Origin of the sequence: Kribbella qitaiheensis, assembly GCF_042657745.1 — a bacterium.
Taxonomy (GTDB): Bacteria; Actinomycetota; Actinomycetes; order Propionibacteriales; family Kribbellaceae; genus Kribbella; species Kribbella qitaiheensis.
Window position 1 is genome coordinate 1 of the sequence record NZ_JBHSKE010000029.1, and the last position, 22,600, is coordinate 22,600.

Sequence of the window (22,600 nt, forward strand, 5' to 3'; positions counted from 1 at the left end):
ATGACGCCCTGGACGTCGAGCACTCCGTCCACCACGTCGGCCGGCGTTGCGCCGCCACCGATGAACTTGACCTTGCCCGCGCTCGACGAGGTCTTCCCGACATCAGCGAGGAGCGCACGTCCGTCGCTGGTGATGGGCAGCACGTTGACCGCAACCGGGCAGCAGGTGTCGGCCGCGGGGAGATCCTGTTCGCGGTTGGCCAGGTAGTGGGCGAAGGTGGTGCAGCCTAGGTCGCCGACCCAGCGTCCCTCGGTGGAACGCAATCCCGACAGGGACAGCAGTTCACCGTTGTGAAAGGTGGGATTGTCGCTGGCCTTCTCGGTCCAGGTACGGTCGACGACCTCGCGACCCTCGGCGCTCAGGTAGATCTCTCCCCGGACGATCAGATCGAGATCGTTGTCGATGGTGAACACTCTGGCGGTGGGCGTGCTTGTCATGCACAGGTACCAATCGATGTCGTAGCGGTAGTTGTTCTGCGGGTCCACGCTGCGGACGAGACGGCGCGCGTGTCCGACTCAGGGGAAGAGGAGCCGACGCCGGTCGCATGCGGATTCGCAGCCGACAGCAACGGAATTGGCCCACGTACAGGTCGCGACTCGGGCTCCACGGTCGGGGTCACAAGGGATTCCACCGGTGCTCCTTCCACGTCATCGGGCTTGCCTTTCCAGCAACGGTTGGGAAGCTAGCGCGCCTGCTCGGAGCGATCCAAGCGCGGTCTCACCGGCCGTCTGACAAGTTTCTCCACGTCTTCAAGCCGGGCCCACGGGGCCGGAAAGCGCGCCGCCACCCAGGGACGGGGCCGCTGTCGCCCTCCGCTTCCGCTCCAGGTGGCGGCCCTTGGCTTGGCGCGCACGTTCTAAAGGGTGCCGCCCGAATACAACGAGACTCGTCATCAACGAACGGCACCCTGAATACTGGTTGGCCGGCTACCCGAGGCCGGTGGCTCACGCCGTCTGCCAACCGACCCTGGACCTGGGGGTCCGCATCGCCCCGCTAGCAATCATGGGAAGTGGCGGTCCTGCCCGGCGCGCGTCAAGGGAAAGTCGCTTCGCGAGCGAGCACGCTCGCCCCTTGACCCGCACCGACCCGAACCTGACGGCGGCAGCTATCGGGGCGATGCGGAGAGACTGCCCGGCTGCCTTGACACCACCTGTCACCTTGGGCTGCGGAATGTCTGATCTAGGCAGTGCTTGTAGCCTCGGCCGACGGCGTTAACATCACGTTCGGCGGCAGATCTTGCCATGACCCGATGACCCTGACACGTGTCAACGAGTGCTGAAGATACCAGCCGCCACGGATTCGGCATGCCAGCAAACTTATAGGCAGGTCCAGTTTGGTTACCCTCGTAGTGCGGCGCGAGTCAGAAGCGGAAGCCGAACAGTCCTCCTGTGTCGAGTGCATCGGTGAGACGCGGCTCGCGGATATGAGATCCGGGGTCAAAACCACGACGAGTAGCCTTCTCAAGGTCGTCGGTGTTAAGGCTAGCGATGTACTGCATACCCTCGTCCCGAGCGACGTCGCGGGCGAGCGTAAGCGCAGCAGCCAGTTGCCGATCGTCAACGCCGTCGAACAGGTGGCTGTCATGAATGAGGAAGTTCGGACCCCGACCATAACGGTGTGCTAGGACAGCGATAGTGAGGTCGAAGCAGAAAATAACCATATTGCCGATACCGCGGCTATCGTCACTATGAATTCTGGGCGTGATCTTCAAATTGCTACGGGCCGCTTCGATAGCGAGGTAAGCCTCGCGTCCCTCCCCGTACAAGCGCTGGGCATAGCCGGAAAACAGCAGAGTAGCTTCCTCGGTCTGCTCAGCTCGTTCGTCGAGGTCGCTGGTGACGGCTTGCTGGAGTTCCAGCCGTTGGGCCGTGATTTGTCTAGAACTGGCTTCCAGGGTTTGCGCGGCTTCGTAGCGGTGACGCAGTGCTTCCAAAGCAGCCTGTTCACGGGCAAGGGCCTGTTGAAGGGCAGTAAGTGCTTCCAGGGCACCGCCTTCGTTGAGAGTGCGTAACAATTGGGCCTGTTCGTCGCCCAGCCTTGCACGCTCGCGTCGCCGCGCGGCTAGGCGCTCGGTCAGTTCCTTGATTTCCTCCTCCAGGAAGCGGCGGCGATTGCGCACCACGGAGTGGTGAAAGATTTTCACATCCTCAAAGCGTCGGCGAACCTGGTCGTTCATGACGATGCCGAGTTCTTGGTAGACGGGCTCGAGGTAGTCGACGTCGACTTCACTGGCCTCGCTAACGGCCTGCTGCAACTCTTCGAGATTACTCTTGTCGATCACGTCGTCTTGAGAGAGTTGTTTAACACGGCGGGCGATCGCGTCCGCCTGTTCCTTGACTCGCTCATATTGCGGCACAACTTGAAAGCTGGTGATCTGGGATCGCAGTCGGTCAACCTGCGCTTGCGCAAGTGTGATTTGCCCGCGTAGGTCTGCCGTCGAGCCGACGATACGCCCCCATACTGGGTCGTTAACCGCCTTGCGCAACTGGTTGCGGGTGGCTTGGCGGGCGGCCAACTGCCTGTAACCATCTGCCAGTTGCCAATCCAAGCCCAGCAGATATGCAAGGTTGGTGGTGGCCTCCGCATCGGCTTGGCGGGAAAACGTACGAGTGGCCTCATTGAAGCCGTGGGCGGAGACTCGCCGTGCGAGGAAAGACAGCAGCGTGCGCCCGCTGACTCCCGGATGGTCTCCACTCAGGCCGAACAGGTTTTGATCAATAAGGTGGTTCCACTGGTCCACACTGTGCTCGGCCGGCCCCTCGGCATCGAAGAGCGTGCCTCGGTTCGCGCCGGTGATGTCCGGGTCGAGCCGCACCATTCCAGGACGGTTGCCTCGGCGATAGACACGCAGGTCCTCGATGCCGGGCCAATCCATCTGCAAGCAGAACGTGATGTCGCGCAGCGCCTTCTTCGTCAGCAACATTCGCGAATCGGCGCGAGCGCCGAGCAGGAAGTGGATGAGTTCGACCATGCTGGACTTGCCCGCGCTGTTTCGGCTGTCGGTGTCCGAGGACGCTTCCGTAGTATCCGCGACGATAAGGTTCAACCCATCGGTGAACGTGACTGTTTTGAACCGCGGGTCGTCAGCGCTCAAGCGTCGAAGCATCCGTACTCCTCAATACTAAGACGTCACGTCGCAGTTCTACCGCACCCATGCTGTAAAGGGCGTCCAGGGCAAGGACGAACCAGCCGAACGATACCGGAGCGTAATGGCCGTGCTCGATCCGCCAAGCCTTAAGCCGTGCCCAAGCCTGGCTAACGGATCGCGGTTCGTCCAACTGCAGTAGCACCTGGGCGCCAACAGCCAGCAAGCAGCGATCCGGCGCGATGCCCTTAGTCGGTGTGATCACGCCGGCATTCCGAACGTCGCAGCAGGGCTCCAGTCATGCGCCGGTACGTCGAATATGTCGCAGCGCTCGAAGAAGTGCGATAGCACAACCCAGGCCGCCCGTTGCGTTCCCGGCCGCTGCGACCCGTTCCCAAGTACGTACATCTCGAGTTGCCACAACACGTCTTCCGGGTCTTCCCACTCGCGACGCACTTGTTCGTAGTACACGCGGAAGCCCTGCGCGACCTCGTCGTGCTCCAGCTCCCGCACGCTGCCATCATAAAAAGTATCCACGAGGTGACTGTTCCGCATCCCTCGTAGTAGACCTTCCCGCGCAACGCCCTGCAAACGATTGAAGTCGAGTTTCTCATGAGGCACGTCTGGTAACTCCATGAGCGGGTCGGCCTCCACTCGCAGCTCCTTCAAGTGCTGCAACAGGGGCGCGAGGTCCTCCATACCGACACCGAAGGTGAGCTGCTTGATTGGAATTTCACACCCAAGGACCTCTTCGGTCATGGTCTGGTCGAGGCGCATGCACTCGTGCCATAGGTGAGTAGGACCCATCTGCTCGAAGCAGATCGACTCGTCAGCCGAGGCAGCATCGGAGAGCAGCGTGGCGATCTGCGGATGCATCCCTCGGCGATCGTTGTGCACGAAGACAAAAGTGTCGAACTGCCCCCGACGCTTGGCTTTTGCCTTGGCAAGATCCTTTAAGAACTTCGCCTTCACAGCCGCGGTAACGAACGTCTGCGGGGCATAACAGGCATAAAGCTTGCGAGAATGGAGAGTCAACCCATCGGCGCCCTGATCGCCAAGATTTCCGTGGGTTCTTACGTCTAAGAATCCCGGATTGCGTGCACACATGATTTTATGAAAGAAGTCTTCGAACGCAGACTCGTGCAACTCAGCCAGCAATTCGCGGAAATACAGTCGTGCGTACATACGCTGTTCAAAGTTCATTAAGCCCCCCAGACTCGCGCAGAGCGCAAGTGTATCGTGGCGCTTCGTGATCGGCGTTCGGCGGAGCTGATGGTCGCCCAACGAGGTGGTCTCGCGTCTTCAGAGCCATGAGCAACGTGTGGGGTGATCCTTCGGAGGACGCCGGACCGCCTTGACGTGTACGCGTCACACCACTGGGCCAAACCAGAATCGGATGCGCTTGACACGTAGGGGTCAACGCGGCCCTGTGGATAGTCCAGGTCGACCAGCCTCGAATACTGGCAGACTCATGGTCAGGTCCGGTGAGGTCACCCTCGCATCCCAGGCCCGTGCCACACGGCGGCGGGAGGGCACGCGTCGGAAGGCCGCCGGACCGTCTGACTGAGCCAGCTTTTACCCCCCGCTTGTGCACGCCACGCGCTGCAAGCCGACGACAAAAGACAAGTATGTCCGTTGCGGCATACGCGCAGCTCACCCGCCACAACCGACCGATACCGCGTGATGACGCAAGCTCTCTCACGAGAATCAGCGGATTCGGGATTCGGCCGTCGCGCTGTACAGCTACGAAGTACAGCAACCGGACCGGCCACCATGATCCTGGACGCCATCTTGACGACCGAGACCCACGCTCAGATGACCGTCGCTGACCGACCTGCCCCGAGTTCGCAACGAGGAGGATGTGGTTGCACGAGCGGTTGCAGTTCACGTGCGTCCAGACCTGTTCGAGCTGGTCTGCTATCAGCGGCCCACCGCTCAATCGGTAATGGGCGAACCTCCACGAACTAAGGGAGTTCAAGCTCATACCTTTGCGGGGCCGAGTCCTTTGTATCAGCCGCTTCAAACGCCCCAGGTGACCAACACACCAACAACACAAGGCGCTGCGTTGGCACGGCGACGCGGGCGTCCAGGCCATCAATTGTGCGCCCGGCACCGTCTGTCGCGGCTGCGGGATCCGCGCCGGGGGGTCGTTTGATGGTCTGGAGGTCCGGTCGTCACCTCCCCGGATGCGGGACAGGGGGTCGAGGTGGGAAGCTTGCGCGGGTGAGCGTGAAGACGTTGAACGAACTGGTGGCGGCGGACTGGGCCGAGGCGTTGGCTCCGGTCGAGGAGCGGGTGTCGCGGATGGGCGAGTTCCTGCGCGGCGAGATCGCCGCCGGGCGGCCTTATCTGCCAGCCGGGGAGAACGTGCTCCGGGCGTTCACCCAGCCGCTGAACGAGGTGAAGGTGCTCATCGTCGGGCAGGACCCGTATCCGACGCCGGGTCACCCGGTCGGGCTGAGCTTCTCGGTCGCGCCGGACGTCCGGCCGATCCCCCGCAGCCTGCAGAACATCTACCGCGAACTGATGGCGGACGTCGGCGTACCGGCGCCTTCCAACGGCGACCTGACGCCGTGGGCCAAGCAGGGTGTGCTGATGCTCAACAGGGTGCTCACCGTGCAGCCGGGCAAGTCCGCCTCGCACCGCGGCAAGGGCTGGGAGGCCGTGACCGAGCAGGCGATCCACGCGCTGGTGAAGCGTGGCGGACCGCTGGTGGCGATCCTCTGGGGCCGCGACGCGCAGACCCTCAAGCCGATGCTCGGCAGCACGCCGTACATCGAGAGCGCGCACCCCAGCCCGATGTCCGCCGACCGCGGCTTCTTCGGCTCCCGGCCGTTCAGCCGCGTCAACGAACTCCTGGTGCAGCAGGGCGGCACCCCGATCGACTGGCGCCTTCCTTAAGAGGACTTGGACGTGCCGGTCCAGCTGTGCCAGAGCCGGCTGTAGGTGCAGCGACAAACACCACCACCCCAGGTGATCACCCGCCCCTGGTTGCGACGGACCGCCCGTCGCTGCACCCGGCCCGCGGGCAGCCCCGTGCGGTCCAGAGGAAAGCCTTTCCCCAATCGCGTCACCCCCTCATCGGGCCGACAACTTAGCCCCCAACTTCCCCGGTCCGGCCATCGCGCCGCGTAATCGATTGACACCTGCCCGGCTCCCGCCGTACGGTCTCGCCGTAATAGTAAACTTTCCTAACAGTTGGCGCGCTCAGCGTGGTTCGGAGTTTCGGAGGCGGAGGGAGGGCAGGGTTAGCTCATGGCCAGCACACCCGGTACACCCCGCCTGCTCCGCGCGATGAACGACCGCGCCGCACTGGACCTCCTGCTTGCCCAGGGTCCGCTCTCGCGCACCACGCTCGGCGAGCTCACCGGCCTGTCCAAGCCGACCGCCTCCCAGCTGCTCGCGCGGCTGGAAAGCGCCGGACTTGTCCGGGCCAGTGGCACAAGCGCCGGCCGTCCCGGCCCGAACGCGCAGCTCTACGAGATCAACGGCGGGATCGCGTACGTCGCGGGCCTGGACGTCACGCCGACCCGGATCCGCTCGGCCGTCGCGGACCTGACCGGCAAGGTGGTCGGCACCTCCGAGCTCCCGACGCCCGGCCGGAGTGCCAAGGGCACGGTCGAGCGCGTAGTGAAGGCGCTTGACGGCGCTCTCGGTGAAACCCGGCTGACCAGGGACCGCCTGCACCGGGTCTCGATCGGAACCCCCGGCGGCTTCGACCCGACCACCGGGCGGCTGCGCTACGCGACGCACCTGCCAGGCTGGCACGCCCCGCACCTGCTGGAGGAGCTCGCCGCGGCGATCGCAGTACCGCTTGAGGTCGAGAACGACGTGAACCTGGCCGCGGTGGCCGAGCAGCGCGTCGGCCATGCGCACGACAGCGCCAACTTCGTGCTGCTGTGGGGCGAGGAGGGCATCGGCGCAGCGATCGTGATCGAGGGCCGGCTGCTCCGCGGCGCCACGGGCGGTGCGGGTGAGGTCGCCTTCCTGCCGCTGCCCGGCACCCCGCTGGTCCGCAACGTCGGCCGCAACAACGCCGGCGGCTTCCAGGAACTCGCCGGTGGCGAGCCGGTGCTCGCACTGGCCCGCGCCAACGGCCTCAAAGCCCGTACTCCGGAGGCCGCCGTCGCCGCCGCGCTTCAGACACCCGGCGCGGGTGACACCGTGCTGACCGAGTTCGCGCACCGCCTCGCGGTCGGTCTGGCTGCCATCGTCGCCGTCGTCGACCCCGAGCTCATCGTGCTCGCGGGCGGCGTGATCACCGCCGGCGGCGAGCGCCTGCGCAGCCTGGTCCAGGACGAGCTCGCCGAGCTCGCCGTACCGCGGCCGCGACTGCTGATGACCGCCATCCCCACCGACCCGGTGCTGTCCGGGGCACTGCAGTCCGCACTGAGCGCCACCCGCGACGAAATCTTCGACACAGCCGGTACGCCGACCGGGGGCGGTGCCGACTAGCCCCTGCTGGTGGTGGCGCCGGTGATCATCTTGTTCTTCTTCGCCCAGAAGGCCTTCATCGAAGGCGTCACTCTGACAGGGGTCAAAGGATGAAACTCACAGTCGTAGGCGGCGGATCCACCTACACGCCCGAACTCATCGACGGCTTCGCCCGGCTGCGCGACTCGCTCCCGGTCTCTGAGCTGGTCCTGGTCGATCCGGCCGCGGACCGGCTCGCGCTGGTCGGTGGGCTGGCCGAGCGGATCTTCGCGAAGCAAGGCCATCCGGGCCGGATCGTCACCACCTCGAACCTGGACGAGGGGATCGACGGCGCCGACGCCGTACTGCTGCAGTTGCGCGTCGGCGGTCAGGCCGCCCGGAACCAGGACGAGACCTGGCCGCTCGAGTGCGGTTGCGTCGGCCAGGAGACCACCGGCGCGGGTGGCCTGGCGAAGGCGCTGCGCACCGTCCCCGTCGTACTGGACATCGCCGAGCGGGTCCGGCGGTCCAACCCGGACGCGTGGATCATCGACTTCACCAACCCGGTCGGAATCGTCACCCGCGCGTTGTTGTCCGAGGGCCACAAGGCGGTCGGGCTGTGCAACGTGGCGATCGGGTTCCAGCGGCATTTCGCCCGGCTGCTGGGGGTTTCGCCTGAGCAGGTGGCACTCGACCACGTCGGGCTGAACCACCTGACCTGGGAGCGGGCCGTCCGCGTCGACGGCGAGAACGTGCTGCCCAAGTTGCTGGCCTCCCATGCTGCCGAGCTCGCGGACGGCCTGCATCTGCCGCCCGAGCTACTGCTTCAGCTCGGGGTCGTTCCGTCGTACTACCTGCGGTACTACTACGCGCACGACGACGTGGTTCGCGAGCTGATGGACAAGCCCTCGCGCGCTGCCGAGGTCGCCGCGATCGAGAAGGAACTGCTCGACCTCTACGCGGACCCCTCGCTCGACGAGAAGCCTGCCCTGCTGGAGCGACGTGGCGGCGCGTACTACTCGGAGGCTGCTGTCGCCCTGGCTTCGTCGCTCCTGAACGACACCGGTGACGTCCAGGTGGTGAACACCCTGAACAACGGGGCGTTGCCGTTCCTCCCGGACGACGCGGTGATCGAAGTACCGGCGACTGTGGGAGCAAGCGGTACGACGCCGCTGCCGATCGCGCCGCTGGAGCCGTTGTACGCAGGCCTGGTCGCGAACGTAACGGCGTACGAGAATCTTGCTCTCGAAGCGACCGTGAAGGGTGGTGCGGACAGAGTGTTCACCGCGTTGCTGTCGCACCCCCTGATCGCGCAGATCGAGTACGCGCACGCCCTCACCGACAAGCTGCTCGCGCACAACCGCGAGTACCTGCCGTGGGCGTGACGATGGCGGTCTCCGACGACGTGGTCCTTCCCCTGGTGCCGGGTGGCGTCCTCGCCTTCGACGCCGGCAACAGCAAGACCGACGTCGCCCTGGTCTCCGCCGACGGCACAGTCCTCGGTACTGCGCGAGGTGGTGGCTTCGAGCCGCACCTCGTCGGGGCGTTCGCGGCGGTGGAGGGGTTGGCCCCTCTGGTGGCCGCCGCGGCGCTGGAGGCCGGGCTCGTGGTCGGCGAGGTACCGCTGGTGCAGCAGATCTCCGCGTGCCTGGCGAACGCTGACCTTCCGATCGAGGAGCAACGTCTCGCCGAGGCGTTCGAGTCCTTCGGCTGGGCGACCTCGGTGTACGTCACGAACGACACCTTCGCGCTACTGCGCGCGGGGGTGGACCAGCCGCGCGGTGTGGCGGTCGTCTGCGGCGCCGGCATCAACTGCGCCGGCCTGCTGCCGGACGGCCGTACTGCTCGCTTCACCGCTGTCGGCATGATCTCCGGGGACTGGGGCGGTGGGCTGCAACTTGCGGACGAGGCGTTCTGGGCGGCGGCCCGCGCCGACGACGGGCGTGGTCCCGAAACCGCCTTGTCCACAGCGCTTCCGGCGCACTACGGGGTCGATTCGGTGGCGTCGCTGATCGAGGCGTTCCACCTCGGCGACATCCCGTCCGCACGTCGTCTGGAGGCCGCGCCGCTGCTCTTCCAGGTCGCCGCGGCCGGTGACGCGGTAGCGGCCGCGGTCGTACTCCGTCAGGCCCAGGAGATCGTCACGATGGCGGTGGTCGCCATGCGGCGGCTCGACCTGCTCGACGAACCCACTGACGTGGTCCTCGGCGGCGGCGTCCTCACCGCCGGCCATCCCCTCCTGATGGAGACGGTAGTGCGCCTCCTGACCGAGGCCGCCCCGAAGGCGATCCCCCGGCTCATCGACGTACCTCATGTGGTCGGCGCCGCCCTCCTCGGCCTGGACCACACCGGCGCCGCCCCCACCGCCCACCACACCCTCCGCTCCACCTTCACCCCGTCCCCAGGCGCCTAGCCCCGCGCCCGGCAGCGATGTACACACCAACCCCGCCCCCACGTCGGGCGGCCCGCGCTGCTCCCTCGCGCGGTCCTCGACAACCCGCCGCTCAGGCCAGCCCGTGGTGCGCTCGCAGTACGGGCAGGTGTGTTTCCCGGCGGCAGCTCTCAGGGGTTGAGTGGGGCTTGACCTGGGGTGTAATCATGATTACATGAGTACACAGCATGAGGGTGAGCGCGTGAAGGGCTGGCTGACCGGCCGGCTTCCTTCGGACTGGTTCGAGGGCGAACCAGAGGTGACGATCGACCGTGACGAGATTCTCGTGGTCGGCAGGATTCCGGCTCCGCGGCAGGACGGCGAGGTCAGTGCGGCCGCGCGGTCGGCTGCCGAGGAGGGCCGGATCAAGCAGTTCCGGGAGGACACCCGGGAGAAGCGGATCGAGATCGCCCGCGAACTCGAGCACGCGACCAGGCGGAAGGTGGCTTGGGGAGTTCAAGCAGGCGACACCCGGACGATCTTCACGTCCCTGTCCGCACCGGTGATGACGAGGCTCCGGCAGCCCGAACGCCAGGTGCTCGACACCCTCGTCGACGCCGGCGTCGCCCGCTCCCGCAGCGACGCCCTCGGCTGGTGCGTGAAGCTCGTCGCCCAGCACAGCGAGAGCTGGCTGGCCGAGCTCCGCGAAGCCATGGCAAAGGTAGAAGACGTCCGCCGCTCCGGCCCCGACGCCACCCCCGAAGAAGACGCCCCCAAGCCCTAGTCCCGTACGCCGCCCCATAAGCAGTGGAGCGGGCGATGGGTGTTGGGCAGGGGTGGGCGAGCGCGGTCCGATCCGATCGCGCCCGCCCTGGGCTCGTGCCGGAGGTGACCCCTCCGGCGCGAGGGACTAGCTGTGCTGCTGCGGGACTAGCTGTGCCGCGGCGGCTGGTTGCCTGGCGCACCGCTCCAGCCGTTGTCGCCGCCGAACCAGGTGCCGTTCGAACCGGCCTGCGGCGAGCCCTGGTGCGCCGGGTACTGCGCTTCCGGTGTCCCCGGCTCCCCATAGCCCTGCGGCTGGTTGCCGCCCTGGCCCGCATACCCTGTTTTCAAACGCAATGTGATTGCATAAGGCAATGAGTGTCACCACCGGTCGGTGCTGACCCTGCGGACTGAACCGGTCAACGCGGTTGAGATCATGACTGGTATGACCGATGTTGTGATCCGCCGTGCCACCGCCTCCGACGTCGCCGGGATCGTCGCGATGATCGCCGCCGACCAGCTGGGAGCCACCCGCGAGGACCCGTCCGACCTCACGCCGTACCTGGCCGCCTTCGAGCAGCTCGACCGGGATCTGAACCAGGTCCTGGTGGTTGCCGAGCGCAACGGTGAGCTGGTCGGCACACTGCAGCTGACGATCATCCCCGGCCTGTCCCGCAAGGGCTCGTCCCGCGGCCTGGTGGAGGCCGTCCGGGTGGCCGACTCAGCCCGCGGCGAGGGCCTCGGCACGACCCTGATCGAGTGGTCCATCGAGGAGTCCCGCGCCCGCGGCTGCTCCCTGGTCCAGCTGACCTCGGACAAGACCCGCACCGACGCCCACCGCTTCTACACCCGCCTCGGCTTCACCAACTCCCACGAGGGCTTCAAGCTGAAGCTCTAGTACTCCGCGTCAGCTCTAGTACTCCGGGTCGCCGGATGCCGTCGCAGTACTGCGGCGCGAGCTCTAACTGACCCGCTTCGCCGACGCCGCCCAGGTGTTGCAGGAGCCCGGGCTACTGGACTTGAAGCCGGCCGGTTCCCAGATGCGGATGCTGCTGGCGGATCCATGGTCACGAGGTGTCCCCGGATAGTCCTCGTCGCCGCCGCGACCGAGGCGCAACTCCTCCAACCGGGCGCCGCGGAGGTTCAGGCTCTGCTGGTTGGCCCCGAAGAAGGCGGTGGCGAAGCAACTCGCCTGCAGTTCCATCCTCCGGCTGTTCTCCAGGCGTGCGGCCCCTGTCGTGCGGTAGTAGCGGGCGGCGTAGTAGGGCATGATCCCCGCCAGTTCCTGAACATGGTGGCCATACTCGTGAGCCGTCGCGTTGATCAGCGTGATCTGGGAGCCAAGCAGCCTGCTCCGGCTCTCCACCACATACGCCGTCCAATCCAGGTAGATTCCGTGGTTCGAGGCGCAATAGAACGCCACCACGCCGTCGCGGCCGGGCCCGCATGGGCTGGTGGACTTTCGGTTGAAGGTGTGAACCTGAACCGGCTCGAAGTAGGCGGAACGAACGATGAGTGGACGCCAGGCCTTGTCGAGGCAGGTGATCATCACGGTGATGTATCTGACCACCGCCGCCTTGGATCCCAGCAGACCGGTCGGAAGGTCGCACCGGACCGTGGATACCTCACCTGCCGAATAGATGTTGTTGCGCAACAGGGCCGACTTCTCTGCCTCGACCTCCCAATCGGTCTTGTCAAAGGCGGAGGGCGGCGTACTGCGAGACGTGGGTTCCGCCGGCGTCGGCGTACTCGAGATCGCAGCCTGAGGTGTGATCGAGACGGACGGCGTCGAGCCGGCGGACCCCGCAGTACTCGAGTCTGGCGCGCCACCGCAACCGGCGAGCAGTACAGCGGCGACGGCAAGCGCCACTGCTGTTCTTGATCCCGTTCGCTTGCTCGAGTGGCTCCGTCGGGAGCGGTCGGGCATCAACTGACCTTTTTGCTGGGGGCGGTGAAGGTGTTGCAGGAGGCGGGGCTGGTGGTTTTGAAGGAGGAGCCGGACCAGACCCACTGGTTCTTGCGGGAGCCGTGGTCGCGGACCTTCTTCGGGTTGTACTCGTCGCCGCTGTGCTTGGTCATGTACTCCCAGGCGCGGAGCTTGTTGCCCTTGATCCCGAGGCTGACCTTGTTCGCACCGAGGAACGCCGCCCCCAGGCAGTTCGCCTGCAGCTCGACCCGGCGACTCTCCTCCAGCTTCGCGGCCTGGGTCTTCGCCCAGCCCTCCCGCGAGTCCGCCGAGATCAGGATGTTGGTGAGCTGCTGGACGTGATGGCCGTACTCGTGCGCGAGCGTGTCCATCATGTCGACCCGGGTGGATTCCTTGTCGATCTTGTAGTTCTTGACGTCCTGCTGCCAGCGCATCGAGATCGTCTCGTCGGTGGGGCAGTAGAACGCCGTGTCGGACTCGCCACTGCATGCCGACGGCAACGACTTGCTGTAGAGCACCAGCCGGGGTGCGCGGAACTCGTAGTGGGCCTTACGGACCAGGGGTGCCCAGGCTTTGTTCAGGCATGGCAGCAGGGCCTGGTAGTACTTCAGCACGTTTGCCTGGGTGGTTGGCCTGACGGCGGGCTCGACGCACCTGACCGAGGGCACCTTGCCGACGGTGTAGAGCTCGTTCTTCTGCACCCGCACCGCGTCGGGCACCGTCGGGACGGTCACCGTGACGGTGGGCTGCGGAGGTGCGGGCGCCGCCGGCTCCTCGGACGGCCTGACCGACGGCCGGGCCAGCGGGTTCTCGACGGTGTTGTCGAAGTTGTCGATCAGCTTGTAGCTGGCCACCGCACCGCCACCGAGAGCGATCAGGCCCAGCACCGAGCAGACCGCGATGAGCGGCTTCGAGAACCGCCGTGGCGGCTTCAGCGGCGGCGGAGCAGCCGTGAACTGCGGTACTCCGGTCCGGGTCGAGGTGGAGTGCCAGCCGACCGGGCGGGCGCCACCGAGCTGGCGGGTCCCCTGCAGCGGAGTGACGGGCGCGCCGGACAGTGGAGCGGACGGAGGTGCGCCGAATCCGCCGGCAGCCAACGGGTCGGGCGGCAGCGGAGTACCGCGCCTCAGGGACCGGTCCGTCGTGCTGCGCACCGGCCGTGCCTTGCCGAGGCCGAGCTCCTGACGAGCGGTCTGGAGCGGCGGCACCGGCGTACCGGTTGCGTCCACCGGTGCGTCGCCTGCGCCGCCGGGCAGGAAGTGGCCAGGCCTGGGCCCAGCGCCCTGCGACTCCTCGTCAGCCATCAGACGTCCCCAGTCCCGGTCGGTGATCAGCTGACCTTGGTCGCTGCTGCCACGAAAGTGTTGCAAGAACCGGGGTTCATGGTCGAGAAACCGCGGGTCATCCAGAACTGGACGCTCTTGCGGGAACCATGATCGCGCACCGAGCCTGTGGTCACTTCATCGCCACTGTGCGAACTGCGCCACTTCCAGGCGTTGAGCAGGCCACCACGGACCGGGAAGGTGCTCTTCGCCGCGCTCAGGAAGATCGAGGACAGGCAGGTCGCCTGCAGCGAGAGCCGCCGATCGACCTCCTGCGCGGCCGCTTCGCTCGGCGCCTCGTCCCGCAGGTTGCGCGACGCCGCGAAGATGCCGGTCAGGTTCGCCAGGTGCACCCCGTAGACGTAGCTGAGCGCGTCCGCCATGTCGATCCGGGCCAGCGCCGCGTTCTTCGAGTACTCGTCCTGCAGGTCCTGCCAGGGCAGGGCGACACTGCCGCCGTTGGCGTCGCAGTACGAGGAGACCTGCTCCTGTACTCCGCACGCGGTCTCCTGGCCGTCGTCGAAGATGATCAGTTGCGGGGCCTTGAACTCATAGCCGGCTTTGCGGACGACCGGCTCCCACGTGGTGTTCAGGCAGGTCAGCAGGGCCTCGTAGTAGGAGCGGACGTTCTCCTTCGAGGTCGGCCGGAACTGCGGCTCGCGGCACTTGACCGGCGCCAGCTTGCCGTTGGCGTAGAGCGTGTTCTCCTGTGCGACCACGGTGTCCGAGACCGGGTCGGCGTCCGGCTCCGCGTCGGTGGGTACGCCGATCGGCTTGGGTGACGGCGTGCCGAGCGGGTTGGCGACGAAGTCGTCGTACGACGAGAGCACCTTGGTGGCGGCGGCGACTCCACCACCGACAAGCAGCAGGGCACCGACGACGATCGCGGCGATCAGGCCCTTCGACCTCTTCCGCGGCTGGAACGGGATCGGGTCAGGGTGGTACCGCGCCTTGAACGCTGCCGCGGCCGGATCCCCGGGCGGCGGTGGTCCGAGGCGGGAACCATGGAGTTGCGGTGGTCCCGAGGGGGTTTCCGCTCCCGGGCCGAGGCGGGGAGTCGGCGCGGCCAGCGGAGTCAGCCCGGCCTGCGGCTTGGCCAGCTCAGGTTTGGGTTTTGTCGTGACCGAGGCCTCGCCTGTGCCGCCTGGAAGGAAGTGCCCGGGCTTCGGGGCGGCCTCGTTCGGTGTACCGGCCGTGATCGTCTCGTCGGTCAGCGCCTCGCTCGCGCCGCCCGGCAGAAAATGCCCAGGCTTGGGCCCAGACTTGTCGGACATGGATTTCCCTGCTTCCCCAGATCGGGCCCTCGGCCCGCCCCACCCATCAGCTGATCGCGGCAAGACCCCCCGGTCCGAACCGCCGGATGATGGTACGCCGCAAACAGTCGTTCGATGTACTTGATTTGCAGCTATTGACATCGGATCGCGACCTGCGTGCGCTGGTTGCCTACTCTCCGTACCGAATGGAGCACTGAATGAATGTGCTGGACAGTTTCGCGCTGAACGGCCGGCGGGCGCTGGTGACCGGAGGCAACCGCGGACTCGGTCGCGCCTTCGCTCTCGCGCTCGCTGAGGCCGGCGCCGACGTGGCGATCGCCGCGCGGGACGCCTCGCTGAACGCTCAAGTCGTGGAAGAGCTCGAAGCACGCGGCCGGCGCGGGCTCGCAGTACAGGCCGACATCACCGTGAAGGACCAGGTGACAGCGATGGTCGCCGAGGTCACCTCGGCACTTGGCGGCATCGACATCCTGGTGAACAACGCGGGCATCGCGATCCACCGGCCCGCCCTCGAAGTACCGGACGAGGAGTGGCAGCAGGTGATGGACCTCAACGTCACCGCGTTGTGGAACACCAGTACTGCGGTCGCGCCCGGCATGATCGCGGCCGGCGGCGGGGCGATCGTGAACGTCGGCAGCATGTCCGCGCAGATCGTGAACCGCCCGCAGTGGCAGGCGTCGTACAACGCGTCCAAGGCAGCAGTCCACCACCTGACTCGAAGCCTCGCGGCGGAGTGGGCGCCGCATGGGGTCCGGGTGAACGCGATCGCTCCCGGCTACGTGAAGACCGAGATGGCCCCGGTCGATCGGCCGGAGTTCCGCCAGAACTGGATCCTCGACGCTCCCCTGCAGCGGTATGCCACGCCCGAGGAGATAGCGCCCTCTGTCGTCTACCTGGCCTCCCCCGCCACCTCCTTCATGACCGGCACCATCCTCCTCATCGACGGCGGCTACTCGGTCTATTGAGCAACCTCTAGTTGTTGAGGGCGCCTGGGCTGTTGGAGGGCTCGTCCTGGCGGCCCGCTTGGAGGTAGCCCTCGAGATCCTCGCCGGCATCACCCGGCGGGCCGGTGTTCTAGGGTTCGCGCATGGATCTGGGGTTCAGGTGTTCTTGTTGCGGTGAGCTGCATGCGGAGCTGCCGATGGCGTTCCATCTCGAGGCGCCGGTCTACTGGAGTCCAGAGATGGCTGACTTGCCGGGCTGCGAGCTGACCTCGGATCAGTGCGTGATCAATCGGGAGTACTTCTTCGTCCGCGGACTGATCGAGATACCCGTCCTCGACAGCGAGGAAAACTTCGAGTGGGGCGTCTGGGTGTCGCTGAGCGAGAAGAGCTTCGCCCACATCTCCGACCGCTGGCAGACCGAGGGCCGCGAGCACGACGACCCGTACTTCGGCTGGTTGTCCTCCGCACTGGACTACGACCCGGGCACGGTCAACCTGGCAACGAACCTACACAGCCGCCCCGTCGGCGTACGGCCGTTCGTCGAACTGGAGCCGACCGATCATCCCCTCGCCGTTGAGCAGCGCAACGGCATCACCCTCGCGCGGGTCCGAGAGATCGCCGAACGGGCGCTACATCCCGACAACTGAAACCGCGTAGTTGGTTTGGCGGTGCTGGGTCGCTGGGAGCGGGACTCTGGGAGGGCCACTGACATCGGCAGGCCGTGCCGTGCGGAGACGGCCGCACCGTCAGGCTGACGATCCACGGGCACCTACCGGAGTACAGCGGCGCACGGGCGGACCACCGTCTCTCGCAGCGCCCGGTGGAGGGAGGGCCCGGGTGGGTCGTAGCATCGCGCGGGTGACGGTGAGCTTGGGTGAGGACGCGCGGCGGCTGGTGGATGGGGCCAATCCGGCAGTCCTGGCGACGGTGAACGCGGATGGAAGTCCGCAGACCTCGGTGGTGTGGGTCGGCCGCGAGGGCGACGAGGTGGTGATCTCGACACAGGCCGGGCGGCGCAAAGACACGAACTTGCGGAACGACTCGCGCGCCAGTCTGCTGGTGATCGCGAAGGACGACCCCGACGAGTACGTCGAGATCCGCGGCACGGCCACCGTCACGGAGGATGTCGGGCGAGCGGTGGCACAGCGACTGGCGCAGGTCTACGCAGGCGAGGGCGCCGGAGCGGAGTACGCCGCACTACCTCCTGAAGTCGTCCGCACCGTGGTACGCATCACCCCCCACAAGGTCGTCCTCCACGTCTGACCCCAGATCGACGGAGCGGGACGCGGCGCGAGAAGCACCAGCGACGATCTGCGCTGGGCACGCACACCGACTCCCGAGAGCGCCAACGGCTGCAGAGGAGCTGAGCTCGCCGCGGATCACCACCGAAACGATGCCTGCCGGCCTGTGTCTGCACCTGCATGTCGGCTGGTCGGTCAGGACGGTGGTGGACATCACCGATGACGTCGTGCTGGTGCGCCACGACGGGATGAGGCGATTGCTTCGTCGGCGTCTGCGCGCGCCAGGCCTCCGCGTCGGCACGCACCGCCGGCCGAGGTTACTCCACCGGCGTCCGTTCAGGGCGGTTGTCCCCGGCGGGCGGTCAGCTCGGTGGGGCACATGGTGGTTCTGCCCGGTGGCCTGTGGTCCGCTTGCTTGATGCTTGCGGCCAAGGCGCTGCCGAGGGTGGCGACCCGGGACCGTCGCCGACGGGGTGAGTGCCGAGCCGACCGGTGTCGTTGATCAGGCCCGCCACATGTGAGTCGTTGGCCGTCCTCGCGACAGGCCGGTCCTGGTCACCCCACGGGTTGAACCGCGCTTCGACGTTCTCGGCCGCGGTCTGATCCGGCTTGTGTGTGGGCATGCTGCGGTCGGCCCAGGGATCGAACCGTGCGTCAGCGTCTTCTGTGATGGCCCGCGTCGGGTCATCGGCACAGTCCCCGGCCTGACCAGCTGCGCCGGTGCGTGGCGGGTTGTTGGCGAGGTGCAGCGCCGGCTGACCTGGGGTCGGGCCGTCGGGTGGATGGGTGCATCTGCCGGAGCCTGGATCGGGTGGGTCGGTGTCGCACCAGGGATCGAACTGTGCGACCGCGCTGTTCGCGGTAGCGGTGTGTGCCGGGGTCTGGGCGCGGTGCCGGGCAGGGCTGTCCGACGCTCGGCGGCCGCGGTAGCTGGTGGTGGGTGTGCGGTAGCGGGTGCGGGTGGGGCTGGGGTCGGCCCAGGCGGGTCTGGCGACGGTGACGGTGCCGTGGTGGAGGGTGATGGTCCAGTGGCCGTGGTGGGTGTCGATGTGGTGGCGGCGGCACAGCAGGACCAGGTTGGTCAGGGCGGTGGGGCCGTGGTCGATCCAGGAGATCAGGTGGTGGGCGTCGCAGAAGATCGGTGGGGCTTTGCACACGACGCAGCCTTTGTCGCGGGCGTTCAGGGCGCGGCGCATGGCACGGTTGACGAAACGCTGGGCCATGGCGACGTCGAGGGGTTCGGAGTTCGCGCCGAGCACGATCGGGATGATCTGCGCCTCGCACGCCAGCCGCCGGATGGCGCCGGCGGACAGTCCCTCGCCGTGGACCAGGGTCCCGACCGCGTGGGCGCCCGCGTCGGTGAGGTCTTTGAGGTCGATGGTGATCGTGATGTGCGCCTTCGGGCCGTGCCCGGCCACCGCCCCAGCACCCGTCGCGGCACCACTGGCGGCACCGGTCTGGGCGGAGCGACCGGCCGCGTCTGGAGTGCCGCTGCCGCTTGGCGATCCGGCGGCCTCGGCAGTGTCAAGCGTTGCTCCGGCCGCGTCGGCGGGATCAGCTGGGCCGGCGGCGGCGGTGATGGCGTTGGAGGCGACGTTGAGGACGTCGGTGAGGGCGTCGGCGCGGCGCTTGTCCGGGCCGCGCGGATCCAACTCGCCGGTGACGGTCTTGCGCGGCTTGGAACCCTCCAGGATGAGGGCCTGGAACAGTTCGGCGTTCTCGTTGGCCAGGTAGCCGCTGAACTTCACCCCCCGGTCCGCGGGCCTCAGCCGCAACTCCTCCCGCGCGTAGGCCTTGTCCTCCTCCGGTGCCGGGCCGTCGGCATCCAGCAGGTCGCGGACCCGGCGTGCCGCCTTGCGCAGCTCGGAGGGGTTGAAATGGCGCCCCAGCGCGACGAGTTGTTCCTCGGCCACGGCCAGGTCCTCGACCGCGACGGTCTTGGGGACGCTCTCCAGTTCGGCCACGATCGCCGCGGCCTGCGCCGGAGACAACACCACCCCCACACCCGTACCGGCTTCGGCAGCTGCGTCGCCGCCGTCGGCGTCCGCACCGTCGGTGTCGGTCGCGGGCTCGGGGTCGGGGTTGACCGGTGGGAGGGCGTCGGCCACGGCGGGGTACTTCCGGAGGGCCTTGGCCAGGGCCAGGTCACGCTTGATCACGCCCGGGTCGAGACGGTGCCGAAACGCCAGCAGGCGGGCAGTGTCGCCCGCGCCCAGGGTCGCGGCGTGACCGGTCGCGTCGTAGGCGGCCAGGACCTGCAGGCGGTAGGTCTGCAACCGGGAGATCTCAGCCTGCAGGGCGTCGAGAGCCGCCAGCTGTTCGCTGTCGCTCATCGACCACACCGGCCGCTCGCCCAAGATCTCCATACCCGAGACCCTAGATTCCGCCTCGGACAGTTTCTGGTCCGGAAGGCCCTTATTTGTAAGGGATTCCGAAGATTGACCGAAACTCGACGCAGGCATCGGATCCGGCCAAGTTGTCCACAACCCGACGGAGCGCCGTACTCGCTAGGAGACGCGACCGAAGGCGAGGAAGTGGAGGCTGGCGGACATCATCAGCGGGTCGGTCTCCAACAACCGGGCCAGGAGAATGGCAGACGGGAGCAGGCGGGGAACCTCGTCGAGGGTGGCGTTGTCGAGACTCGGAGCCGCCGGGCCTTCGACACCCAGTACTGCGATGCCGGCGAGGCCCGCGTTCTCGAATTCCGAGCGCAGCTCCTCCGCATGGTGGAAGTGCGCGTTCGTGAACCCCTCGGGATCGTCATAGTTCCGACCGGTCGCGAAGGCGTCCGTGAACAGGTGAAGGCTGTCCTCGGCAAGCCGACCGTTGTTGCCGTACTCGAGCAACCCGGCGAACCGGCTGATGCCTGCGGCAACCACCATCCCACCCGGTCGCGTCACCCGGGCAGCCTCGGCCAGCACCCGCGCGCGGGTCCACTGCCTCGGGTCAGGTGATACAGAGGCCCGAGCAGCAAGGTCACGTCAACACTGTCGTCTGCCTGGTCCAACTGCCGCGCATCCCCCACGACAGCCGCGAACATCCCAACCGCCGCAGCCTTCTCGACATGCTCCACCACTGGATCAACCAAGGTCACCGAGTACCCGTCAGCGGCCAGCCACCGCGCATGAACACCCGTCGCTCCACCCACGTCCAGGATCGTTGCCGGAGGCACCGGTAGGAGCCGCGCAACAGATCCTGCGTCCGTAAGAACTCCAGTCGCCCGTGGCCCGATCGACTCAGCCGATCATCCTCGACATACCGATCCCGATAGTACGATCTGATCGCCGCATCCAGTTCAACCATCCACCCATCAAACCGTCCCCGAAAACCTCTGACATCCCAATTCCCGAGCTGCGACCCTGCGCACCCAAATGCCGGCGTGGTCAGGTATTCAGGTCTAGGCGGAACTCGAGTTCGTCGTATTCGTTCTTGGCTAGTTCGGTGAAGCCGGCCTTGCGGAGAACGGTGAGGCTGGCGGTGTTCGTGGGTTCGACGGCCGGCGTGGATCTGGCGGGCGCCCTTGTCTGTCGCCAGCCTGACGACCTGGGCGAGGGTGGTTCGGCCCAGGCCCTGGCGGCGTCGGGCGGGGCTGACGTAGTACGTGATCTCGGCTTCGCCGTCGAGGATCTCCAGGTCGATGAAACCGACCGGGCCTTCGTCGTCGGAGGTGAGCCAGCCGTGCCGGCTCGGTGCCTGGAGCAACGGTGTCCAGCGGGCGACGGCGTACCGTAGAACCCGCCGAAGATCGCGCCGCCGACCGGGTCCGCCGCCAGCCATTGTTCGACCAGCCGCAGCCCTTCCCCGTCCATCGGTCTCACCCGCATCCACGGAACTCTGCCCACACCCCACACCCCGTGTCGACCCACCCGCCGCGCCCGTACGGCGTACCGCCCGCGCCGCGGTGGAACCACTCGGACGGCGTACCGGCTAACGACCTGCGCGCAGTACGTACCTAATTGGCTTGCGGAGTCCGATGGGTGGGCGGTTGGGTGTCGGGGTGGCTGAGCTGGGGCGGGACGAGTATCCGTTGGCGTCGAAGTACGACGCGGACTGGTTGCTCGACTGCGACATGGGACCGAATCCGCTGTGGTTGCTCGAGGATCTCGCCCGGGATCTCGACCTGCGGCCGGGGATGAAGGTGCTCGACCTCGGCTCCGGCAAGGGCGCGACGTCGGTGTTCCTGGCGAAGGAGTTCGGCGTACAGGTCTGGGCCGCGGACCTCTGGATCGACCCGAGCGACGCGGCCGCGAACTTCGCGAGCCAGGGCGTCGACGTCACCGCGATCAAGGCGGAGGCGCACGCGTTGCCCTTCGCCCGGGAGTTCTTCGACGCGATCGTCTGCATCGACGCCTACGAGTACTTCGGTACTGCGGACAACTACCTCGCCTACATCACCGGATTCCTCAAGCCGGGTGGGCAGTTCGGCATCGCCACGCCAGCGCTGACCCGGGAGATCCGCGAGCTCGGCGAGATCCCCGCGCACATCAAGAAGCTCGTCGGCTGGGAGGCGATCGCCTGGCACACGGCTGACTGGTGGAGGTTCCACTGGGAGATCACCGAGCTCGTCGAGGTCACCTCCGCCCGGCTGCAGGAGTCCGGCTGGCGCGACTGGCTGACCTGGGCGCAGGTGAGCTCCGAGCGCAACGGCAGCCCGGATCCGAGCCTCGAGATGCTGGCGGCGGACCAGGGCGAATACCTGACGTTCGCCCTGGTCACCGCGCGTAAGCCCGGCTGACCGGTCCCGCCCGGCGAGCCCGGGTGTGCGCGATTGACCACTTCTGAGCAATGCTGTCCGTATGAGCTGGGCTATCTACGCGATGCGAGGGCCAGGAGGCGTACGTCGCCTCGAGGACATTCCGGACGGCTACGAGCCGCCGTCCCTCGGTACTGCGGAGGCGGTGGTCGAGGTGGTTCGCGAGGTGGTGCCGAGCGTGGACGCGAGTAAACGGTCCTGGCTGCTCCTGCGGAGCGACGAGTACGACGTCGAGATGACGATCGGCAAGAGTGTCGACGTCCGCGACATCACCTTCTACATCAACGACGGGGCCCGCTCGATCCCGGTGGTGATGGAGATCAGCAGCCGCTTGGGCGTCACGCCGTACGACACGGAGTCCGGCAACTTCCTCACCGAGGAGTCGAAGCCGCCGGTACCGCCGCCGCTGACCGAGGAAGAGATCAAGGAGAACAAACCCAAGTGGTGGAAGTTCGGCCGCAGCTGAGCCACCCCTGTCGGCGACGCCTCCCCTCAGCCGCCGCTACTT

23 protein-coding genes are annotated in these 22,600 nt (G+C 67.0%); 11 read left to right on the forward strand and 12 right to left on the reverse strand.

The annotated features are described in order from the left end of the window. The 4 genes from ACFPJ1_RS21490 to ACFPJ1_RS21505 all read right to left on the reverse strand — a co-directional run. Positions 1–485 (reverse strand): hypothetical protein (locus ACFPJ1_RS21490; protein ID WP_380106349.1); only part of this gene is annotated, 485 nt, incomplete at its 3' end. 875 nt (positions 486–1,360) lie between these two features. Then, positions 1,361–3,094 carry an ABC-three component system protein gene (locus ACFPJ1_RS21495; RefSeq protein ID WP_380106351.1) on the reverse strand — a complete coding sequence of 578 codons (1,734 nt, stop codon included), beginning with the start codon at positions 3,092–3,094 and terminating at the stop codon, positions 1,361–1,363. Next, positions 3,084–3,350 (reverse strand): ABC-three component system middle component 6, encoded by a 267-nt coding sequence (locus tag ACFPJ1_RS21500; protein WP_380106352.1) that lies wholly within the window; start codon positions 3,348–3,350, stop codon positions 3,084–3,086. Before ACFPJ1_RS21500 ends, ACFPJ1_RS21495 begins: the two co-directional genes overlap by 11 nt. Continuing rightward, complete coding sequence (locus tag ACFPJ1_RS21505) at positions 3,347–4,288, reverse strand: ABC-three component system protein (protein ID WP_380106354.1); 942 nt, start codon at positions 4,286–4,288, stop codon at positions 3,347–3,349. The genes ACFPJ1_RS21500 and ACFPJ1_RS21505 overlap by 4 nt, the downstream gene beginning before the upstream one ends. 1,020 nt (positions 4,289–5,308) lie before the next feature. Between ACFPJ1_RS21505 and ACFPJ1_RS21510 the strand changes: the two genes are divergently transcribed. From ACFPJ1_RS21510 to ACFPJ1_RS21530, 5 genes are all read left to right on the forward strand, one after another. After that, a complete protein-coding gene (locus ACFPJ1_RS21510; protein ID WP_380106356.1) occupies positions 5,309–5,986 on the forward strand; it encodes a uracil-DNA glycosylase in 678 nt (225 codons plus the stop codon). A 354-nt stretch (positions 5,987–6,340) separates the two neighbouring features. Continuing rightward, positions 6,341–7,540, forward strand: coding sequence for an ROK family transcriptional regulator (locus ACFPJ1_RS21515; protein ID WP_380106358.1), 1,200 nt, complete (start codon positions 6,341–6,343; stop codon positions 7,538–7,540). Positions 7,541–7,629: 89 nt separating this feature from the next. Continuing rightward, positions 7,630–8,883 carry a 6-phospho-beta-glucosidase gene (locus ACFPJ1_RS21520; RefSeq protein WP_380106360.1) on the forward strand — a complete coding sequence of 418 codons (1,254 nt, stop codon included), beginning with the start codon at positions 7,630–7,632 and terminating at the stop codon, positions 8,881–8,883. Continuing rightward, a complete protein-coding gene (locus ACFPJ1_RS21525; protein ID WP_380106362.1) occupies positions 8,874–9,911 on the forward strand; it encodes an N-acetylglucosamine kinase in 1,038 nt (345 codons plus the stop codon). Before ACFPJ1_RS21520 ends, ACFPJ1_RS21525 begins: the two co-directional genes overlap by 10 nt. 193 nt (positions 9,912–10,104) lie before the next feature. Continuing rightward, complete coding sequence (locus ACFPJ1_RS21530) at positions 10,105–10,653, forward strand: hypothetical protein (protein WP_380106364.1); 549 nt, start codon at positions 10,105–10,107, stop codon at positions 10,651–10,653. Between the two features lie 146 nt (positions 10,654–10,799). Here ACFPJ1_RS21530 and ACFPJ1_RS21535 read toward each other — a convergent pair whose 3' ends face one another. Then, a complete protein-coding gene (locus ACFPJ1_RS21535) occupies positions 10,800–10,988 on the reverse strand; it encodes a hypothetical protein (protein WP_380106365.1) in 189 nt (62 codons plus the stop codon). An 88-nt stretch (positions 10,989–11,076) separates the two neighbouring features. Here ACFPJ1_RS21535 and ACFPJ1_RS21540 point away from each other — a divergent pair, with 88 nt between their 5' ends. Further along, the gene (locus ACFPJ1_RS21540) at positions 11,077–11,529 is read left to right on the forward strand and encodes a GNAT family N-acetyltransferase (protein ID WP_380106366.1); all 453 of its coding nucleotides are present in this window, start codon (positions 11,077–11,079) and stop codon (positions 11,527–11,529) included. Between the two features lie 63 nt (positions 11,530–11,592). On the opposite strand, the gene ACFPJ1_RS21545 is transcribed toward ACFPJ1_RS21540, so the two are convergent. Genes ACFPJ1_RS21545 through ACFPJ1_RS21555 form a run of 3 tightly spaced genes read right to left on the reverse strand, consistent with a single transcriptional unit; the run spans position 11,593 to position 15,154 of the window. Next, positions 11,593–12,558: a neutral zinc metallopeptidase gene (locus ACFPJ1_RS21545; RefSeq protein ID WP_380106367.1), complete on the reverse strand. Its 966-nt coding sequence runs from the start codon at positions 12,556–12,558 to the stop codon at positions 11,593–11,595. Next, a complete protein-coding gene (locus tag ACFPJ1_RS21550; RefSeq protein WP_380106371.1) occupies positions 12,558–13,862 on the reverse strand; it encodes a neutral zinc metallopeptidase in 1,305 nt (434 codons plus the stop codon). Before ACFPJ1_RS21550 ends, ACFPJ1_RS21545 begins: the two co-directional genes overlap by 1 nt. Positions 13,863–13,888: 26 nt before the next feature. Next, a complete protein-coding gene (locus tag ACFPJ1_RS21555) occupies positions 13,889–15,154 on the reverse strand; it encodes a neutral zinc metallopeptidase (RefSeq protein WP_380106372.1) in 1,266 nt (421 codons plus the stop codon). A gap of 197 nt (positions 15,155–15,351) precedes the next feature. Here ACFPJ1_RS21555 and ACFPJ1_RS21560 point away from each other — a divergent pair, with 197 nt between their 5' ends. From ACFPJ1_RS21560 to ACFPJ1_RS21570, 3 genes are all read left to right on the forward strand, one after another. Continuing rightward, entirely contained in the window at positions 15,352–16,119 is a 768-nt protein-coding gene (locus ACFPJ1_RS21560) for an SDR family NAD(P)-dependent oxidoreductase (protein WP_380106373.1), read from the forward strand. A 122-nt stretch (positions 16,120–16,241) separates the two neighbouring features. After that, positions 16,242–16,745 carry a DUF2199 domain-containing protein gene (locus ACFPJ1_RS21565; protein ID WP_380106375.1) on the forward strand — a complete coding sequence of 168 codons (504 nt, stop codon included), beginning with the start codon at positions 16,242–16,244 and terminating at the stop codon, positions 16,743–16,745. Between the two features lie 211 nt (positions 16,746–16,956). Next, positions 16,957–17,361 (forward strand): PPOX class F420-dependent oxidoreductase, encoded by a 405-nt coding sequence (locus ACFPJ1_RS21570; protein ID WP_380106377.1) that lies wholly within the window; start codon positions 16,957–16,959, stop codon positions 17,359–17,361. A 340-nt stretch (positions 17,362–17,701) separates the two neighbouring features. Here the strand turns inward: ACFPJ1_RS21570 and ACFPJ1_RS21575 are convergent, their stop codons facing one another. From ACFPJ1_RS21575 to ACFPJ1_RS21590, 4 genes are all read right to left on the reverse strand, one after another. Continuing rightward, complete coding sequence (locus ACFPJ1_RS21575; protein WP_380106378.1) at positions 17,702–19,705, reverse strand: HNH endonuclease signature motif containing protein; 2,004 nt, start codon at positions 19,703–19,705, stop codon at positions 17,702–17,704. 141 nt (positions 19,706–19,846) lie between these two features. Then, on the reverse strand, positions 19,847–20,239 hold the full coding sequence (locus ACFPJ1_RS21580; protein ID WP_380106379.1) for a hypothetical protein: 393 nt from the start codon (positions 20,237–20,239) through the stop codon (positions 19,847–19,849). Beyond that, entirely contained in the window at positions 20,236–20,511 is a 276-nt protein-coding gene (locus tag ACFPJ1_RS21585) for a class I SAM-dependent methyltransferase (protein ID WP_380106381.1), read from the reverse strand. The genes ACFPJ1_RS21580 and ACFPJ1_RS21585 overlap by 4 nt, the downstream gene beginning before the upstream one ends. Further along, complete coding sequence (locus ACFPJ1_RS21590; protein WP_380106383.1) at positions 20,430–21,116, reverse strand: GNAT family N-acetyltransferase; 687 nt, start codon at positions 21,114–21,116, stop codon at positions 20,430–20,432. Before ACFPJ1_RS21590 ends, ACFPJ1_RS21585 begins: the two co-directional genes overlap by 82 nt. 220 nt (positions 21,117–21,336) lie before the next feature. Here ACFPJ1_RS21590 and ACFPJ1_RS21595 point away from each other — a divergent pair, with 220 nt between their 5' ends. Beyond that, the gene (locus ACFPJ1_RS21595; protein ID WP_380106385.1) at positions 21,337–22,074 is read left to right on the forward strand and encodes an SAM-dependent methyltransferase; all 738 of its coding nucleotides are present in this window, start codon (positions 21,337–21,339) and stop codon (positions 22,072–22,074) included. A 61-nt stretch (positions 22,075–22,135) separates the two neighbouring features. Continuing rightward, on the forward strand, positions 22,136–22,558 hold the full coding sequence (locus tag ACFPJ1_RS21600) for a hypothetical protein (RefSeq protein ID WP_380106387.1): 423 nt from the start codon (positions 22,136–22,138) through the stop codon (positions 22,556–22,558). Positions 22,559–22,600 lie beyond the last annotated feature (42 nt).

Excerpts from the sequence above, each read along its gene's own strand:
- ACFPJ1_RS21560 (WP_380106373.1), top strand. The coding sequence starts at position 15,352 with ATGAATGTGCTGGACAGTTTCGCGCTGAACGGCCGGCGGGCGCTGGTG.
- ACFPJ1_RS21540 (WP_380106366.1), top strand. The coding sequence starts at position 11,077 with ATGACCGATGTTGTGATCCGCCGTGCCACCGCCTCCGACGTCGCCGGG.
- ACFPJ1_RS21600 (WP_380106387.1), top strand. The coding sequence starts at position 22,136 with ATGAGCTGGGCTATCTACGCGATGCGAGGGCCAGGAGGCGTACGTCGC.
- ACFPJ1_RS21515 (WP_380106358.1), top strand. The coding sequence starts at position 6,341 with ATGGCCAGCACACCCGGTACACCCCGCCTGCTCCGCGCGATGAACGAC.
- ACFPJ1_RS21520 (WP_380106360.1), top strand. The coding sequence starts at position 7,630 with ATGAAACTCACAGTCGTAGGCGGCGGATCCACCTACACGCCCGAACTC.
- ACFPJ1_RS21505 (WP_380106354.1), bottom strand. The coding sequence starts at position 4,288 with ATGAACTTTGAACAGCGTATGTACGCACGACTGTATTTCCGCGAATTG.
- ACFPJ1_RS21545 (WP_380106367.1), bottom strand. The coding sequence starts at position 12,558 with ATGCCCGACCGCTCCCGACGGAGCCACTCGAGCAAGCGAACGGGATCA.
- ACFPJ1_RS21530 (WP_380106364.1), top strand. The coding sequence starts at position 10,105 with ATGAGTACACAGCATGAGGGTGAGCGCGTGAAGGGCTGGCTGACCGGC.
- ACFPJ1_RS21555 (WP_380106372.1), bottom strand. The coding sequence starts at position 15,154 with ATGTCCGACAAGTCTGGGCCCAAGCCTGGGCATTTTCTGCCGGGCGGC.
- ACFPJ1_RS21575 (WP_380106378.1), bottom strand. The coding sequence starts at position 19,705 with ATGGAGATCTTGGGCGAGCGGCCGGTGTGGTCGATGAGCGACAGCGAA.
- ACFPJ1_RS21565 (WP_380106375.1), top strand. The coding sequence starts at position 16,242 with ATGGATCTGGGGTTCAGGTGTTCTTGTTGCGGTGAGCTGCATGCGGAG.
- ACFPJ1_RS21590 (WP_380106383.1), bottom strand. The coding sequence starts at position 21,116 with ATGGCTGGCGGCGGACCCGGTCGGCGGCGCGATCTTCGGCGGGTTCTA.
- ACFPJ1_RS21550 (WP_380106371.1), bottom strand. The coding sequence starts at position 13,862 with ATGGCTGACGAGGAGTCGCAGGGCGCTGGGCCCAGGCCTGGCCACTTC.